19 protein-coding genes are annotated in these 16,357 nt (G+C 47.1%); 7 read left to right on the top strand and 12 right to left on the bottom strand.

Annotation, left to right across the window (positions count from 1 at the left end; genetic code table 11):
• Positions 1-21: 21 nt before the first annotated feature.
• Together KDM90_RS16045 and KDM90_RS16040 are read left to right on the top strand one after the other, a co-directional pair.
• Positions 22-435 carry a flagellar basal body-associated FliL family protein gene (locus KDM90_RS16045; protein WP_212676648.1) on the top strand — a complete coding sequence of 138 codons (414 nt, stop codon included), beginning with the start codon at positions 22-24 and terminating at the stop codon, positions 433-435.
• Positions 436-500: 65 nt separating this feature from the next.
• Complete coding sequence (locus tag KDM90_RS16040) at positions 501-1,109, top strand: IMPACT family protein (RefSeq protein ID WP_212676647.1); 609 nt, start codon at positions 501-503, stop codon at positions 1,107-1,109.
• Here the strand turns inward: KDM90_RS16040 and slmA are convergent.
• The 4 genes from slmA to argB form a co-directional block, all read right to left on the bottom strand.
• Positions 1,101-1,673: a nucleoid occlusion factor SlmA gene (gene slmA, locus KDM90_RS16035; protein ID WP_212676646.1), complete on the bottom strand. Its 573-nt coding sequence runs from the start codon at positions 1,671-1,673 to the stop codon at positions 1,101-1,103. The genes KDM90_RS16040 and slmA overlap by 9 nt on opposite strands.
• Positions 1,674-1,718: 45 nt before the next feature.
• On the bottom strand, positions 1,719-2,420 hold the full coding sequence (locus KDM90_RS16030) for an HAD-IA family hydrolase (RefSeq protein ID WP_212676645.1): 702 nt from the start codon (positions 2,418-2,420) through the stop codon (positions 1,719-1,721).
• A 252-nt stretch (positions 2,421-2,672) separates the two neighbouring features.
• Positions 2,673-2,984, bottom strand: coding sequence for an SMI1/KNR4 family protein (locus KDM90_RS16025; protein ID WP_212676644.1), 312 nt, complete (start codon positions 2,982-2,984; stop codon positions 2,673-2,675).
• A 242-nt stretch (positions 2,985-3,226) separates the two neighbouring features.
• Positions 3,227-4,150 carry an acetylglutamate kinase gene (argB, locus tag KDM90_RS16020; protein WP_212676643.1) on the bottom strand — a complete coding sequence of 308 codons (924 nt, stop codon included), beginning with the start codon at positions 4,148-4,150 and terminating at the stop codon, positions 3,227-3,229.
• 85 nt (positions 4,151-4,235) lie between these two features.
• On the opposite strand from argB, the gene KDM90_RS16015 reads away from it, so the two are divergent.
• The 4 genes from KDM90_RS16015 (at position 4,236) to KDM90_RS16000 (ending at position 6,384) form a co-directional block, all read left to right on the top strand.
• Positions 4,236-4,820, top strand: a complete 585-nt coding sequence (locus KDM90_RS16015; protein WP_212676642.1) for a sigma-70 family RNA polymerase sigma factor — start codon at positions 4,236-4,238, stop codon at positions 4,818-4,820.
• Positions 4,821-4,859: 39 nt separating this feature from the next.
• Positions 4,860-5,096 carry a zf-HC2 domain-containing protein gene (locus KDM90_RS16010; protein ID WP_212676641.1) on the top strand — a complete coding sequence of 79 codons (237 nt, stop codon included), beginning with the start codon at positions 4,860-4,862 and terminating at the stop codon, positions 5,094-5,096.
• A gap of 101 nt (positions 5,097-5,197) precedes the next feature.
• Positions 5,198-5,902: a GTP cyclohydrolase I gene (gene folE / locus KDM90_RS16005; protein ID WP_212676640.1), complete on the top strand. Its 705-nt coding sequence runs from the start codon at positions 5,198-5,200 to the stop codon at positions 5,900-5,902.
• 56 nt (positions 5,903-5,958) lie between these two features.
• On the top strand, positions 5,959-6,384 hold the full coding sequence (locus tag KDM90_RS16000; RefSeq protein WP_212676639.1) for a BLUF domain-containing protein: 426 nt from the start codon (positions 5,959-5,961) through the stop codon (positions 6,382-6,384).
• A 13-nt stretch (positions 6,385-6,397) separates the two neighbouring features.
• On the opposite strand, the gene KDM90_RS15995 is transcribed toward KDM90_RS16000, so the two are convergent.
• From KDM90_RS15995 to KDM90_RS15975, 5 genes are all read right to left on the bottom strand, one after another.
• On the bottom strand, positions 6,398-8,404 hold the full coding sequence (locus KDM90_RS15995; RefSeq protein WP_212676638.1) for a M48 family metallopeptidase: 2,007 nt from the start codon (positions 8,402-8,404) through the stop codon (positions 6,398-6,400).
• A 41-nt stretch (positions 8,405-8,445) separates the two neighbouring features.
• On the bottom strand, positions 8,446-9,033 hold the full coding sequence (locus KDM90_RS15990; protein WP_212676637.1) for a LemA family protein: 588 nt from the start codon (positions 9,031-9,033) through the stop codon (positions 8,446-8,448).
• 58 nt (positions 9,034-9,091) lie between these two features.
• Positions 9,092-9,763: a BON domain-containing protein gene (locus tag KDM90_RS15985; RefSeq protein WP_212676636.1), complete on the bottom strand. Its 672-nt coding sequence runs from the start codon at positions 9,761-9,763 to the stop codon at positions 9,092-9,094.
• Positions 9,756-10,352 (bottom strand): phosphoheptose isomerase, encoded by a 597-nt coding sequence (locus KDM90_RS15980; RefSeq protein WP_212676635.1) that lies wholly within the window; start codon positions 10,350-10,352, stop codon positions 9,756-9,758. Before KDM90_RS15980 ends, KDM90_RS15985 begins: the two co-directional genes overlap by 8 nt.
• Before the next feature lie 192 nt (positions 10,353-10,544).
• Positions 10,545-10,931: a YraN family protein gene (locus KDM90_RS15975; RefSeq protein ID WP_212676634.1), complete on the bottom strand. Its 387-nt coding sequence runs from the start codon at positions 10,929-10,931 to the stop codon at positions 10,545-10,547.
• A 40-nt stretch (positions 10,932-10,971) separates the two neighbouring features.
• Between KDM90_RS15975 and rsmI the strand changes: the two genes are divergently transcribed.
• The gene (rsmI, locus tag KDM90_RS15970) at positions 10,972-11,889 is read left to right on the top strand and encodes a 16S rRNA (cytidine(1402)-2'-O)-methyltransferase (protein WP_212676633.1); all 918 of its coding nucleotides are present in this window, start codon (positions 10,972-10,974) and stop codon (positions 11,887-11,889) included.
• Here the strand turns inward: rsmI and KDM90_RS15965 are convergent.
• From KDM90_RS15965 to mrdA, 3 genes are read right to left on the bottom strand one after another with little or no spacing between them, the layout of a single operon-like run.
• On the bottom strand, positions 11,886-13,091 hold the full coding sequence (locus KDM90_RS15965; protein ID WP_230409851.1) for a septal ring lytic transglycosylase RlpA family protein: 1,206 nt from the start codon (positions 13,089-13,091) through the stop codon (positions 11,886-11,888). The two genes, rsmI and KDM90_RS15965, sit on opposite strands and share 4 nt — an antisense overlap.
• A 14-nt stretch (positions 13,092-13,105) precedes the next feature.
• Entirely contained in the window at positions 13,106-14,215 is a 1,110-nt protein-coding gene (rodA, locus tag KDM90_RS15960; RefSeq protein ID WP_212676631.1) for a rod shape-determining protein RodA, read from the bottom strand.
• Complete coding sequence (gene mrdA / locus KDM90_RS15955; RefSeq protein ID WP_212676630.1) at positions 14,208-16,340, bottom strand: penicillin-binding protein 2; 2,133 nt, start codon at positions 16,338-16,340, stop codon at positions 14,208-14,210. The genes rodA and mrdA overlap by 8 nt, the downstream gene beginning before the upstream one ends.
• Between the last annotated feature and the right edge of the window lie 17 nt (positions 16,341-16,357).

Genomic DNA, 16,357 nt, shown 5'->3' with positions numbered 1-16,357 from the left:
ATCACGTTGATGATGGAGTCCATGATGCAAGCAAAAAGACGACTAATATTACTAAATAGTCTAATCGTATGCACGGCGCTGTTAACTGGCAGCGCTTGGGCAAGTGATAAAGCTTCTGCCAGCGCGGGCGGGGGCAATATTGCTCGTCTAGAACCGTTTGTCGTGAACTTGGCAAGCTTTGATCACTATCTGCAAGCGATTATTACTTTACAAGTAAGCAGTGCTGAAATTGGCGACAAAGTAAAGATGTTTATGCCAGTGGTGCGTCACGCCGTCATCATGTCGTTGAGTGGAAAAGAAGCGATCGAAGTTCAGGACAATGCTGGAAAAAAACTCTTAATCGAAGAATTACGCGAGAGAATTAATAAGGCAATTTCCGCTAAAAACGATGATGGCGTACTCGATATTTTCTTTGAAAATTTTGTGATTCAATAATAGGTCAGTCCGATCATTTCAGTCGATCAGCTGTCAGCTTTTTTTGTAGCGAGCATATATTCATTATGTTTCAACTCAAGGCAGCGGTCGCTGCTGAAATCGAGATCAAAAAGAGCCGCTTTTTAGGTCAACTCTATCCAATTTATTCGCGTCAGGAAGCGCAACGTTTGCTCACTCAGATTCGTGGACAGCACCCCAATGCTGTCCACGTTTGTTGGGTTTTGTTGTGCGAAGGTGATTCTGGTCTGGATGATGATGGCGAGCCTTCCGGCACAGCAGCTAAACCCATTTATAACGTTCTGGTTCACAAAGAATTATTCAATGTCCTTGCCGTGGTGGTGCGCTATTGGGGCGGTACCAAATTAGGTGCGGGTGGACTGACACGCGCTTACGGGCAGGCGATTTCGGATGCTTTTAAAGAAGCGGAATTGGTGGCGATTGAAGTCCTCAGCGAGCTCAAACTTGCTCTCAATTTTTCAGATGAATCCTTGATACGGCGCTTGTGTGATCAATATGGCGCTACGGTCTTACAAGTTGACTATGCAGAACAAGCCCATTTAACGATCAAACTCAAGGCAAACCAAACCGAACAATTTTTTCAAGAAGCCTGCAACGTATTACGTGGAAACTTACGTAGAATTTCTTCAGAAGAATCAGAAGAGCGATCAGAGTAAGATCGTGATTTGTGCAGGTGCAGATTCCGTCGGACTCGCCTTAAAGCCGGTCTTGGCATAACGTTGCCAGCGCCCCAAAACAAAGCTAGTCAATAGATTCGCGCGGATCGCCACTTCGGCTTCAGCGATTTGTCCTTGCACCCCAGCCTGACGCAAGGCCTGCTTATAAGCAAGTTCAATTCTGTCCATGATTTGATTCATTCTTGCTTGCAGACGCTCATCTTCATTCACCAACGCATCGCCGATCAAAACCCGTGTCATTCCAGGATTGCGCTCTGCAAAACTCAACAGCATCAAGCTGATGCTATGCACTTGCTGGATACCATCTTTATGCTGCTGGCTAATTTGATTGATAAGGCCGAAAATAGTGGTTTCAATAAATTCAATTAGCCCCTCAAACATTTGCGCTTTACTCGCAAAATGTCGATATAAAGTTGCCTCAGACACGTCAATCTTCGCTGCCAATGCGGCTGTTGTGATTTTCTCGCCTTTCGGATTTTCCAGCATGCCAGCTAAGGCTTGCAGTATCTGGAGCTTGCGCTCGCCGGGTTTCGTAATAGACATAGCTAGACTCTAATGGTTTGGCAATCGAAAGGCGGAACAGAAAAACTAAACAATGCGTAATTGACGCAAACGACGCGGCAATTCGAAGACTGATTTTACTGTGATATCGGCACTCGCAGAAATACTTTTCTGCTGTACGTGTTGTCCATGCCCAGTCACCATCACAGTACGCAAACCGATTTGCTTTGCCGCCTCAATATTCGCGACACTGTCTTCTACCAAAATGCATTGATTTGGATGCCAACCATGTTGCGCCAATAGTTTGCGTAAAAAAGGCTTACTCGGCTTAGGATGCGATTTTCCGTGCACACGCATATTTTCAATCGAAATGTGCGCAGCAAAATGACGGTGGATATTGAAATGACGTATCGCTTCTTGGGAATAGCTTTGCGGTGCATTGGTGAACAGAATTTTCTTTCCCGGCAAACGCGCCAAAATACTCGACAAACCGCGCTCGCGCCTCAACAAATCAGGCAAATGTTCAAACCGATGAGCCTCACGTAAGAATTCCGATTCTTTAACGCCATGATGGATCACCATACCCTTCAGAGTCGCACCATAGCGCTGCAAATAACCGACTCGCATGGCTTCTACAGTCGCTGGATCAGATGGATGATTCGCATCGATCAAGACTTGCGTGATGTAGCGCGTCATGTTGCTGGCAATGCTGGGGAAGACAGCTGCGCTGGCGTTGTGTAGGGTGTTGTCTAGGTCGAATAGCCAGATGGTATTTTTTTTCTTGTTCATTTTTTGTCTGAGCTAATTTGATCGTCTACAGGTCGGGGGTGACCCGACAACCAGTTACCTTTTTTGCATCGCAAAAAAGGTAACTGCAAAAAGGTGACGCTGGCGCCCCATCCCCCCCTGCTTGCAAACAGCTTAGAGATTGATGGCGCAAAGCATGCTTTACGAAACCCCATCAATCTCCCTTCGGGTTCCCAATTGTGCAGAATAAAAAATGGGAAAGCTTCGAAACTCGCTTCGCTCAAACAACGAAGCTTACTTTTTCATATAGGCTTTAAACTCATTCAGGTTACCTGCAATCTTAATCGCCTCCTCTGGTGCCATGCCAATTGTAGGCAAGTAAAACACCTCACCAAATTCATTCAACACCAATAATTCGCCGCCACCATTTCCACCAAAGGCCATAAGACCCGGAGCATATTCAGATAATTGATAATCTCGATTTAACTCTTCAAGCTCGCTTGGCGGCCAAAGAACATACCATTCTGGCTCAACAGATAATTCACCTTCAAGGAAGCCTTCATCTATCCATGAATATAGTATTTGTTTAATTAATTCAATATTCATGGTTCATATTTAACTACTCATATAAAGCTCGTAGGGCGGGTGAAACCCGCGCTGCTTAGGTGTCCGATGTACTGGCGGCGCGGGTTTCACCCGCCCTACTTTTTTGCGCTACTTTTTTTAACAGAATAGCCCGCTAGCCAGAAATTTCATTATGGGGATGCAGTGCTAGGCGCTTCCCGCAGCAATACTTAAGTATTGCGAGGACAAGCAACAACGCAATGCGCCCCAGAATGAGATTTATGCTAGTGGGATCGAATCATCGTACCAAACGCTTGCTCAGTCAAAATTTCCAACAACAAAGAATGCGGGATGCGACCATCAATGATGTGCACGGTATTGACGCCTGATTTTGCGGCATCTAGCGCCGAGGAAATCTTCGGTAACATGCCGCCTGAGATCGTGCCGTCTGCGAACATTTCGTCGATTTCTCTGGCGGATAAGTCGGTGACCAAGTTGCCTTGTTTGTCTAACACGCCAGGAATATTCGTCATCATGATCAACTTTTCAGCTTTCAAGATTTCGGCAATTTTGCCGGCCACTAAATCGGCATTGATGTTGTATGCCTGACCGTCTTCACCGAAACCGATAGGAGAAATGATTGGAATGAAAGCATCGTCTTGCAGAGCTTTAACGACCGCCGGATTGATCGCGTCGATTTCGCCGACGAAGCCAATGTCTAAGAATTCGCCTGGGTTTTCGCGATCGGGCATTTTCATTTTGCGGGCGCGAATTAAGCCACCGTCTTTGCCTGTCAAACCAACCGCTTGACCACCGTAGTGATTGATCAACATGACGATATCTTGTTGTACTTCACCGCCCAAGACCCATTCTACGACTTCCATAGTTTCTTCGTCGGTGATACGCATGCCTTGTACAAAAGTGCCTTGCTTGCCAACTTTTTTCAGCGCATTGTCAATTTGCGGGCCGCCACCGTGCACTACGACAGGATTCATCCCCACCAATTTGAGCAAAATCACATCGCGTGCAAAACCGTGTTTTAAGCGCTCTTCTGTCATCGCATTGCCACCGTATTTCACGACGATAGTTTTGCCATGAAATTTGCGAATATAGGGTAAGGCTTCTGCCAAAATTTCAGCTTTAATTTCAGGTTCTACCCCCGCCAAACGATCAGATGTTTCGTGGAGAGTGTTTGTGGTAATGCTCATATTAAGGGTATCCTATGAAGTATCGGGGTCTTAGCCTGAATTTTACAGGCAAAAAGCATGCTCAACCAGACTAGGTCAATTATTCATGCAGCACATAAAAGAATTACATCACGAGCTAGAAATGATGCGCCCCGCCCTACAGCGATTCGCATTGCTTCAATTGCGCAATCCAGTGCATGCCGATGATGTCGTACAAGAAAGTCTACTCGCAGTTCTCGAAAAACCTGAGCAATTTCAAGGGCAATCAAGTTTGCGAACCTATGTCATTGGTATTTTGAAATTTAAGATTATTGATTTCTTAAGATTAAGCAAACGAGAAACTGCGCTTGCCGATTTTTCCACCGATGAACAAAGTGAGGAGGCTATTGTTGAGCATCTATTTCATGCGAATGGCCATACCATCGAGACGGCAAGCGCATGGGGCAAACCCGATGCCGTGTTACAGCAACAAGATTTTTTCAGGACATTAGAACTTTGCTTGGAAAAATTGCCGCCTCAAACTGCGCGTGTGTTTATGATGCGTGAATGGTTAGAACTAAGCACCGAAGAAATTTGTAAGGAATTAGATCTCAGCACGTCTAATTTATGGGTACTCCTTTATCGCGCACGCTTACGTCTGCGCGAATGCCTAGAATTGAACTGGTTTGCCGACTCTTATAAGAAAATCTGAGCGACTCTCTGATTGCACACCACAAAAACGGATATCTCTATGCGTTACTTTTATACATGCAAACAAGCACACCAACAGATTTCTGAAAGCTTAGATCGTGATTTAAGTCTGGGTGAACGAACTCGACTGTCGATACATCTCAGTATGTGTCGTTCTTGCAGTCATTTTAAGCGACAGATGCAAAGCATACGACTGGCAATGCGCCAAATGGCCAACGGGAAGCTCTTTGATCAAGCGCCAAAGCTTACAAATCAACAAGAGCACAAAGAACCGTAATGGCGTAGTCTTGAAAATACGTCGAGAAAAACACAAAGAAGCCGATTCAGTTACCATAATACCTTCTCGCATTTTGGGCCTTTGTGCCGACAGGAAAAATAATGCCAACCGATTCTCCATACCAAGCCGTGCCCACAGTACCTGTTTCGCAACGCATTCGCGAACGGATTATCCAAGCCAAAGTGCGCTATCACGCAAACGATAACATTGCCGAGTTCATCGAACCAGGTGAGCTAGATGAATTACTGGCCGAAGTCGAAGGAAAATTGCGTGGAGTTTTAGAGAGTCTGGTGATTGACACCAAGAGTGATCACAATACACTCGATACGGGACGCCGTGTCGCGAAAATGTATCTGAACGAAATCTTCAAGGGGCGCTATGTTGCGATGCCACCGGTCACCGAATTTCCGAATGCCTCGCATTTGAATGAATTAATGATCATCGGCCCGATTACGGTACGTTCCGCCTGCTCACATCACCTCTGCCCTATTATTGGCAAAGTTTGGATTGGTGTAATGCCAAATGAACACTCCAACCTGATCGGCCTATCAAAGTATGCACGGATCGCCGAGTGGATTATGAGTCGACCACAAATTCAAGAAGAGGCGGTGGTGCAACTAGCCGACGCGCTACAAGAAAAAATGCAACCGGATGGATTAGCGGTGGTGATGGAAGCAGACCATTTCTGTATGCATTGGCGAGGGGTGAAAGATATGGATTCCAAAATGATCAATAGCGTGATGCATGGCTCATTTTTGAAAGATCCCAATCTGCGTCGCGAATTTTTATCGCTGATTCAGAAATAATCCAAAGCGCATTACGCCATCTACCGACCTGAATTCACTGTGATAGGAAAACCTGTATGTTAGTTCGTCTTCTTTATGCTAGCCGTGCCGTCGATGGCAATTTGAATGAAACCGTTCAAAACATCATGCAACAATCGCGTGAACACAATCCTCAACATGGGATTACCGGCATCCTTTGCCATAGCGATCAAGTTTTCATGCAGGTCTTGGAAGGTGGGCGCGAAGCGATCAATACTTTGTATAGCCATATCGTCCGTGATTCGCGGCACCAAGATGTCGTGCTTCTGCATTACGAAGAAATTAGCGAACGTCGTTACTCTGGCTGGACCATGGGTCAAGCCAATTTAGGAAAAATTAATCCATCCATTTTATTGAAATACTCGGCGCTACCTGAGCTCAATCCGCATCGCATGTCAGGTAAGATGTCATTAGCCTTGATCGAAGAATTGATGGCATCCGCTGCGATTGTCGGTCGCGCGTAGGCTCAGGCTTGTGCTAGCTAGGCAAGGTGATAGCGTAGCAGGCACTCACGACTTCAGGCACGGGAGCATCTAACGCTGCACATACGCAGCGTAACAAATCCGCACTTTCTAAACTTAAGGGGTCTGCACTCGCCTTCAGCATCAAACGTATTAGAAACGGTTTTGCCAAAGGGGCGAGTTGTTGGAATTTGTCGAGTGCTTGCTTGACCACAAAGAAATCGATTGACTCTCGTCCAACGAACTGCTCTCTTTGCAAACCCAATTCAGGCATGCTTGCAATCGCTCGAATATAGGCTTGACGCGCCAAGTCCCTGTCACTCTCAACGCCGGCCATCAGAGAGATTAGCAAAGCCGTTTCCTCTTTCAATTCGGCGAGGCGGTGATAATGCACTTTCACATCGCGTCCAGCATTCACGCTTAAACGTCGTTGCACTATGGTTTGCAGTACAAATTCACTTTGACTGATTTGTTGATCAGCGGCGATCAACCGAGACAGCAAACCCAGCATTTGTCGACGCTGTTCCGAATTCAATAAATGTAAAGCTGGCATAGCAAGATCCAAGACGGGCAATCGCATGACCGGTGACATCTTCTCGAGAGTCTCATGCAATAAGGTCGCAAATGCACATTGCTGCGGCAAAAACTGCCTTAAAATTTGAATTTGTGACTGATAGTTCTCTGCCAAAGTGCGATCAAGAACCAAGGCACAAACCAGTACGCTTGCAGCCTGTGGATCACGCGCTGCCTGCAGGATCTCGGCAGGAATGTTGACCGGCTTTTCGCACTGACTAACTCGATTTGCTTGAGAAGAAGCCTCGTTGATTTCCAATGGTTCTCGCTGACGATAACCAAAATCAGGATGAAAACCCACTGACACGACTTCTGGTACATGAGCAACTCGCCCGCTAGCCCTATCTCCTGCCGCGAGTCCGACTGCGATCTCCGAATCATCCACCTTCACGGCATGCACCGCTTCTTCCTCAATCTCGCTCGCCTCTAAGAACTCTACGCGACGTCCATACAGTCGCTCTAAACGAACTTTAATCGGAGGATGCGTTGCAAATAAACCGGATAACAAATTGGGCCTAGCGGCGCCAAGAAACATATGCGAGAACTGTTCAGCATTCGGATGATTAATCCTCGAACCGCATTGGTTACGCAAAGTTAAGCCGCCAATTTTTCGCAATGCGCCGCCTATTCCTTCCGGGTTACGGGTGAATTGTACGGCACTGGCATCGGCCAAAAACTCCCGCTGGCGTGATACCGCAGATTTAATCAAGCGGCCAAAGAAAATACCGATATAGCCGATGACAAATAGGGCAGCACCAAACGCCAACAACACCAATTGAAATGAAGGGCCTTTTTCGTCGCGACTGCGCGAGCTGCCCATTCGAGCACCCCATTCCATCATGTGCTGTCCGAAACCTGCCAACATTTGGATACCGAACAAGATACCAATTAGCTTGATATTCATCCGCATATCGCCATTCAGAATATGGCTAAATTCATGTCCTATCACCCCTTGCAACTCATCACGAGTCAAACGCAATAGGCTACCGCGAGTCACTGCGACCACCGCCTGATTTTGATGATAGCCGGCGGCGAACGCGTTGATTGCATCTTCTTCATCAAGAATATATACACGAGGACACGCGATACCTGATGCGAGCGCCATCTCTTCCACGATATTCAGCAGACGCCGCTCTTGCCTTTCACTTGAATCTGGCGAAATTAAGCGACCACCGGCCATGCGTGCAACGGCATCGCCACCTTCTTTTAAACGCGCCATTTCAAATAGCGTGCCACCACCTATCAACAGCAAACATACAAAGGTATTCGTAAAAAAGAAGCCGCGCGGAAAGCTATGTGGGCCAGCGAGTGACTGCCCTTTCATCCAAATCCAAATTAAGGCGAGGCAACCATTGACCGCTAAGCCGATGGCGAGCACCGCCAATGCAAACAGGAATAATAATTTCTTACTCTCCCGGTGTGCTTGCGCTTGCTGCTCAAAAAAATTCATGGTTTATCGCAATGCAGGTCTGACAGAACTTTGCGGGCGTCTTAAAACGAAACCTTGATGGCTTTACGTTCTTCGGGGGCTTCCGTCGCTTGTAACAATTCGGCGATTTTGAATCCAAACATTCCGGCAAAGATATTTCCTGGGAATTGTTCGCATGCGGTGTTGTATGACATGACGCTATCGTTGTAGGCTTGGCGTGCGAATGAGATTTTATTCTCTGTGCTGGTCAACTCTTCAGTGAGTTGCAGCATGTTTTCGTTTGCTTTCAAATCTGGATAGGCTTCTGATAGGGCAAACATTTTCCCCAACGACGAAGCTAAGGCACCCTCAGCATTGGACAATTGGTGTACGGCAGCGCTGTCAGAAGGGTCGACAGCGGCCTTGGCATTTGCCGTGACAGCTTGATTCCGCGCTGCAATCACTGCTTCGAGGGTCTCCCGCTCGTGTTTCATATACCCTTTAGCCACTTCGACTAAATTCGGAATTAAGTCGTAACGGCGTTTCAGTTGCACATCAATTTGCGCGAAGCTATTCTTAAATTGATTTTTCGAGCTGACTAGACCGTTGTAGGTACTAATTGCCCAAAATATGATGCCACCGATAATCGCTAAGAAAATAATCAAGCTCATCTCTACTCTCCCAAAAAAGAGGGCCGCAGTATTCAATTGCAGCCCTTGTCATTCTTACTTATTTCGATTCTTCACTTAAATCAATTTTGCCTGGAGTTGCCAACATCGCTTTCAGCTCGGCTTCGGTAATGTATTCAAACACTTTCACCACTTTACGTACCCCATTCACACCAGCCGCAACCCGCGCGGCTAAATCGCCTTCGCGCTGAGTCACACGTCCCATCAAAAACACAGTGCCGCCTTCAGTAATAACCTTAAACGCGTTGCCATACAAATCTTTGGTATCAAACAAAGAAGCTTTCACTTTGGTTGTAATCACAGCGTCAGAAGAACGCGCGGAAAAATTCGATAGACCGGATACGATGACTTCGTTTTGCACCGCGGCGACCCCTTGAATCGCGCGAACTTCATTTTCTGCCGTTAAGCGAGCTTGTTCATCTGCAACCTCACCGGTAATCAACGCACGGCGATTGAAGCTGTTAACATTTACATGGGCGGCATCACCAAGTGCACGGCGAAGAGCGGATTCCCCCTTTAGCACGATCGCCTTGTCTTCGGTCTGTGCCCCCAAGGTTCTTCTATCGGTCGCTGCCAACGTGCCGACCACAGCGCTGCCCACCACCACAGCCACGCACCCTTGTAAACCGACTAAAGCAGTACATGCCAAGCTTATCGCCAAGAAAGGGCGAGCAACTTTTTTCCAAGCAGAACTGGCAACAGGATTACTCATCAGAATCACCTCCAAATAAAGCGGCATCAATGCCGTCACACATGCAATGTATCGTCAACAAATGTACTTCTTGTATGCGCGCTGTTCTATCGTGTGGCACGCAAATATGGACATCTGCCTCGGTCAATTTATGGCGCATTTCTCCACCGCCTTTGCCAGTTAGAGCGATCACACGCATATCCCGTTCCAGTGCAGCATCAACCGCATTCAGTACACCTTGAGAATTGCCCGAGGTCGTAATAGCTAACAGAATGTCGCCTGCTTGGCCAAATGCTTGAACCTGCTTTGAAAATACCTCCTGAAAGCTATAATCGTTCGCAACTGCAGTCATGATGGACGTATCTGTGGTCAATGCTAAGGCAGGCAAAGGCAAACGTTCGCGCTCGAAGCGCCCAACCAGTTCCGCTGCAAAATGCTGACAGTCGGCTGCCGATCCCCCATTTCCACAGGCGAGAATTTTATTGCCATTAGACAAGGCGGTGAACATTAATTCGATGGCTTGTTCGATCGGATCAGCCAACACTTCTGCTGAAATCATTTTGAGTTCGGCACTTTCTTGAAAGTGCGAGAGGATACGTGGATTTTTCATAGTGGGGCGATTATAGGGGAGTACTCGTGAAGGTGGCACCTGAATTGCAGGTAAAAAAATGAAGTTATTACCGTTATCGTCAACAAATTTCCTAGCATGTTCTTGCATCCAGAAGGATGACTTGCTGGTCTTCTTCAATAAAGATCTTTCTTTTTGATCTCTATTCCTGTTGCCGTCATCAGGTATTTTAACTCAGGAAGAGATGATATTCCTTAACCATTGCATATCCTCTCCATCAATAGCAATCAAGTCAAAACGACAGGGCGGTATAACTTTAATTTTTTGCAAATAAAATTGTGCGGCATGCACCAATCGTCTTTGTTTTGCGGCTGTGACACTTGCAACAGCCCCACCAAATTGCATGGATTTACGCTGACGCACTTCGACAAAGACAAGACAATTGCCTTCTCGCATAATCAGATCGATTTCACCGCCTTTGCACAGAAAGCTGCGTTCGATCAGGACTAAACCCTGCTTTTGTAGGTACAACAGTGCTTGTTCTTCAGCAGCGTCGCCACTACGCTGCTTACTTGTGCGTGAACTACCTAGTCGGCGTGTCAGCCAATTCGATTCCGTCATAGCGTACAATCATTAATATGCAAAACATGGAAACTGCCGAATGAACCAAGATCCCCACACATCATTTAATCCGCAAGCACTTTTTGAGTCAGTTGCGCAGCAAAGCTATCCTAATTCGACTCTGTACATCGTTGCAACACCAATCGGTAATAGTGGCGATATTTCTCTCCGCGCACTGTATCTCTTGCAACTCGCGGATGCCATCGCTTGCGAAGATACACGGAATACTGCGCAACTACTGACACGATACGGCCTGCACAAACCCCTCATCGCCGCACATCAACATAATGAACGTGACATTGCACAAAAGATTATCCAACGTTTGCAAGCTGGTGAGCGGATTGCCCTCGTATCAGATGCGGGTACGCCAGCGGTTTCCGATCCGGGTGCAATTATCGTCGATGCGGTTCGACAAGCCGGGTTACGCGTGTCTCCTTTGCCTGGGGCATCGGCGGCAATCAGCGCACTTTCAGCAAGCGGGCTAATTCAAGATCAATTCTATTTCGTTGGTTTTCTTCCGGCCAAGGCTGGCCAGCGCCAAGCGTGTTTACAGGAGCTTACGCCGATCACAGCGAGCCTGATTTTCTACGAAGCACCGCATCGCATTCTGGAGTCGGTACAAGCCTTGCTAGAAGCGTTTGGTCCAAAGCGCCAAATCGTTTTTGCGCGTGAACTTAGTAAACTCTTCGAGGAAATCCATCGTTGTCCTTTAGCCGAGGCAATCGATTGGTTAAAACAAGATACGCATCGAGAAAAAGGCGAGTATGTCGTAATTGTTGAAGGCGCAAGTGCAGTCCAAGAAGACAACGATTTCGAAGCGAAACGTGTTTTAGGAATCTTGTTGGCGGAATTAAGTGTCAAGCAGGCAGCAGCACTGGCAGCGCAATTGACCGGACAAAAAAAGAATGCACTTTATCAATTAGCGCTGGAAATGAAAGAACAAAGTCAAACAACTTAAGGTCTTTGCACGACAATAGGCTTCGCTGTGCCAATCGCCAATTCTTGCGCAGCCATTTGCGCTGCCTCGCGATTTGCATAAGGACCGCTTTGCAAACGATATAAATTTCCTTGTTGAACGATTTCCAACTTGGTTTGTGCGTTCGCTTCGGCACCTTGATTTTTCCAAAGCTGCTGCAGTTGTGACATACTGGTCTGCGCATTCGCGCGTATCGCAAATGCGGCGAATTGAAGATAATAGCTTTTACTCGGCTCCATATTCCGCGTGTCCGTTAAGGGCGTTGCGATAATTTTCTCGTCCTCGGCAGTCCGGTTGTTTTGCTGCGAAGCCACGAGTACTTGCAGACTAACACTTTCTTTTTCCTTGCTTGTTGCGCTACCACTACTTGGAGACGGCTTGGTGTTCGAGGCCTTCACTGACTTTTCGTCCACCTCACGCGCTACCATCGTCGATCGATTCATGCTCGAATCCAAGTTCACAGCTTTGGTACTTGCGACTTGGTTTTGACTATTCTCCGCCATTCTCGCGATATCTTCAGGTAGTAACCTCTCGAGTTCAACTTCGCTACTGCCTTTTCCGAGATAGCCCAACTTCAACGCCGCGGTATAGGAAAGATCCATAATCCGACTGGAGTGGAATGGGCCACGATCATTGATGCGCACGATGATTTGCTTACCATTGCTGAGATTCGTCACGCGTGCATAGGATGGTATCGGCAAAATCGGATGGGCGGCAGTAATCTTGTACATATCGTAAGGTTCACCTGACGAAGTACGCTTCCCATGAAATTTTTTCCCGTACCAACTTGCCACGCCCCTTTGTTTGAACGGCGTCGTACTGTCATTAATAGGAGTGTATTCTTTACCAAAAACCCTATAGGGTTTATTCCCCGTTCGCGAATACGGTTCTATCGTTGGAATAGGGTCCACCGTAGATTCCAGTCCATCAGGAATCTCATCGCCCGGTCCATCATCTTGATAGTAGCCACCACGTCCTGAATTGGCCTTTGGCAAATTTGGCGTGGTATTCGATTTCGTCGGAAGCGGCGACGACGTCGCACTCGCGATGGGCTTACTACTTTCTTTAACAGGCGCCATTTTCACTGGGGTAGAACATGCGGCCAAAAGCACGCCTATTCCCAATGCTATGCAAAATGAACGAAACTGCAGTTCAATATGGGCGTACTTTTGCGCTAAATTCATCGACAGTCTCATCCTTAAGACTTCATCAACTTGCGGTGGTGTTGCACACTCATCAGTATCCCTGCCCCCATCCCCAAAGTCACCATCGCCGTTCCGCCAAAACTCATAAATGGCAAGGGCACACCGACCACAGGCAAGATACCAACTACCATACCCATATTAACAAATGCGTAGGTGAAATAAATCATGGTGACCGCACCTGCCATCAAGCGAGAGAACAAGGTCGGTGCGTTGGCAGAAATCATCAGACCGCGCACGACAAACAAGAAATACAAGGAGACCAAAAATAATGCCCCAATAAATCCAAACTCTTCCAGATAAACCGCTGAAATAAAATCCGTCGTATGTTCGGGGATAAATTCCAAATGTGACTGCGTCCCATTTTGCCAGCCTTTACCTGTCAAACCTCCGGAACCCACCGCAATCATCGATTGAATAATATGAAATCCCTTACCCAACGCGTCCACGGTCGGATCAAACATAATCTCGACACGATGCCGCTGGTAATCATGTAATAAAAATTTCCAAACCAAAGGCAAACTGGCGAGTGCCAGCACAAACAGGCCGCCTAATAGACGCCAAGAGAGTCCCGCAAAAAATATCACCGAGAAGCCTGCGACAAAAACTAAAATCGTGGTTCCCAGATCTGGTTGCTTCGCAATTAAACCAGCAGGAATGGCCAGAATAACCGTAGCAATACCAAAATCCTTCCAGCGTAGAGAGCCCTCTCTCTTCTGGAAATACCATGCCAACATCAAGGGTAAGGCAATCTTCAAAATTTCCGAGGGCTGGACTACCACACCAACATTTAACCAACGACGCGCGCCCTTTTTTACCAAACCAAACATCGCCACTGCGATCAATAAAGCAACCCCAACGGTATACAAAGGTACGGCGAATCGCATCAAAGTTTGCGGCGGAATATTTGCAACAATCCACATCACAAAAAAAGCAATCACGATGTTGCGCATATGATGTTCTAGTCGCCCAGGGAAGTCGAGCCCAGCCGAATACATGGTGACAATTCCAGTCGACATAATCAAGAAAAGCAAGATCGACAGAGGCGCGTCGAACACCAAGAAAAATGAACGGATACGCTGCCAGTAGACGTCTCGATTATCCATTTGTTTTTTTCACCGCAGTAGGTTGTACACGCACGGGTTTTTCGCCGGTTTCTGGTTTGGTCAAGGTTTTTTTCTCGACATTCGAATCAAGCTTGTTTGTGGTTGGTGCGGGCACTTTAGACCCATTCTTATCGCTCACATTGTTGGCATTGTTCGCTGAATTCACTTCGGTGTTGGGCACCACTTTCATCGCTTCTTCTTCACTCAATTCTTCGTCATTCTCGTTATTGGGATCGACCACTTTTGTGACAGACAGAGCAAGCGTCTTATCAGCAGGTCGTTTTCCAAGCAAGTAATAGTCAATCGCTTTGCGTACAATTGGTGCCGCCGATTCCGCACCATACCCCCCGTTTTCAACGATGATCGCGATTGCAATTCGAGGTTTATCAACTGGTGCGAAAGCAATGTACCAAGAGTGATCGCGGAACCGTTCTACCGCATGCTTGGTTCCATGTTTTTCAGTTTTTTTCATGGCAACGACCTGCGCGGTACCCGTCTTTCCGCCAGACGTGTATTCGGCGCCGGCAAAAGCTCTTGCGCCCGTCCCTTCTTTCACGACGCCCGCCATCGCATTCTTAATAAACTCGACATTCTCCGGCTTCAGTGAGATACGGTTACTCTCTTTGGGTACAGTTAAGGTTCTCTGCTTGGTTTGCGGATCTTCAACTTGTTTGACGAGATGCGGCTTCATGACGATACCGTTATTCACTAAGGTCGCCGTCGCATGCGCCATCTGCAAAGGCGTAAATGTATTTTGCCCCTGACCAATGCCGAGAGAAATCGTATCGCCTGGAATCCATCGTTGATTAATCGTTTTCTTGAACGCGGTACGTTTCCATTCTGTCGACGGGAGTAATCCACGACGTTCGTTGTCTAGATCGATCCCCGTGATTTGTCCCATACCAAACTGCGCCATGAAATCATGGATCGCATCCACCCCCATGTCATTCGCTAATTGGTAAAAATAAGTGTCACAAGACAAGGCAACAGCGCGGTACATATCAACAAAACCATGCCCACCGACACGGTCGTCACGGAAGATCTTATTTCCAAACGCAAAATAGCCAGGATCGGAAATCGCTTGCGTCATTGTCCGCTTTCCGAGTTCCAATGCGGCCAATGCCATAAAAGGCTTAAACGTCGAACCTGGAGGATAAGCCCCAGTCAATGGACGATTGAGTAAAGGAATATCCTCAGATGTATTTAACTCGTTCCAACTTTGTTGATCAATTCCTTCAACAAACAAATTGGGATCGAAAGTCGGCATCGAAACAAAAGATAATACGTCGCCTGTTGAAGGTTCAATGGCAACCAACGCGCCGCGGCGATCGCCGAATGCTTCTTCAACGACTTTTTGTAACTCGATGTCAACGGACAATATCAAGTTCTTACCGGACGCTGGTAAATTTCGAGATAAAGTCCGAACTGGTCGCCCTCCCGCAGATACTTCGACTTCTTCAAAGCCGGTGGTACCGTGTAAGAGTTTTTCGTAACTTTTCTCTAGGCCTTCCTTGCCAATATAGTTCGTGCCCTTGTAATTTGGTGCATCCTCGCTGTCCTCAATTAATTCAGCGTCGCGCTTATTAATACGTCCGATATAGCCAATGACATGGGACGCGACATCACCCAGAGGGTATTGACGGAACAAACGCGCTTGGACATCCACACCTGGAAAACGAAAGCGTTGAGCGGTAAAACGTGCAACTTCTTCATCGGATAGACGAGTACGAATTGGAAGGCTACCAAAGCTCTTCGATTCATCCATTAATTTGCGTAGACGTTTACGATGCTTCGGTTGGATATCAACCAAGGTCGACAAATCGTCGATCAAACTATCTAAGTCCTGAGTGATTTTCGAAGGCGTGATTTCAAGTGTGTATGCAGAGTAATTCCGCGCCAAGATCACGCCATTTCTGTCCATAATCAAACCACGATTCGGAACAATCGGCACCACTGAAATGCGATTTTCATTGGCTTTCGTCGCATATGCTTCATGCTTGACGATTTGCAGCCACACATAACGACCAAGCAAGACCGTAAAGCACACCATTGCGAGAAGGCCGATCACAACCAATCGAACCCGAAACAGATATAGCTCGCGTTCAGTATTTTTTAACTCCGTCATAGCGCTCCCATCCTAGT

Source organism: Affinundibacterium fentianense, from assembly GCF_018139545.1.
Lineage (GTDB): Bacteria > Pseudomonadota > Gammaproteobacteria > Burkholderiales > Burkholderiaceae_D > Undibacterium > Undibacterium fentianense.
Note: the sequence above shows the minus strand (reverse complement) of the source record. Positions and strands in the feature narration are given on the sequence as shown.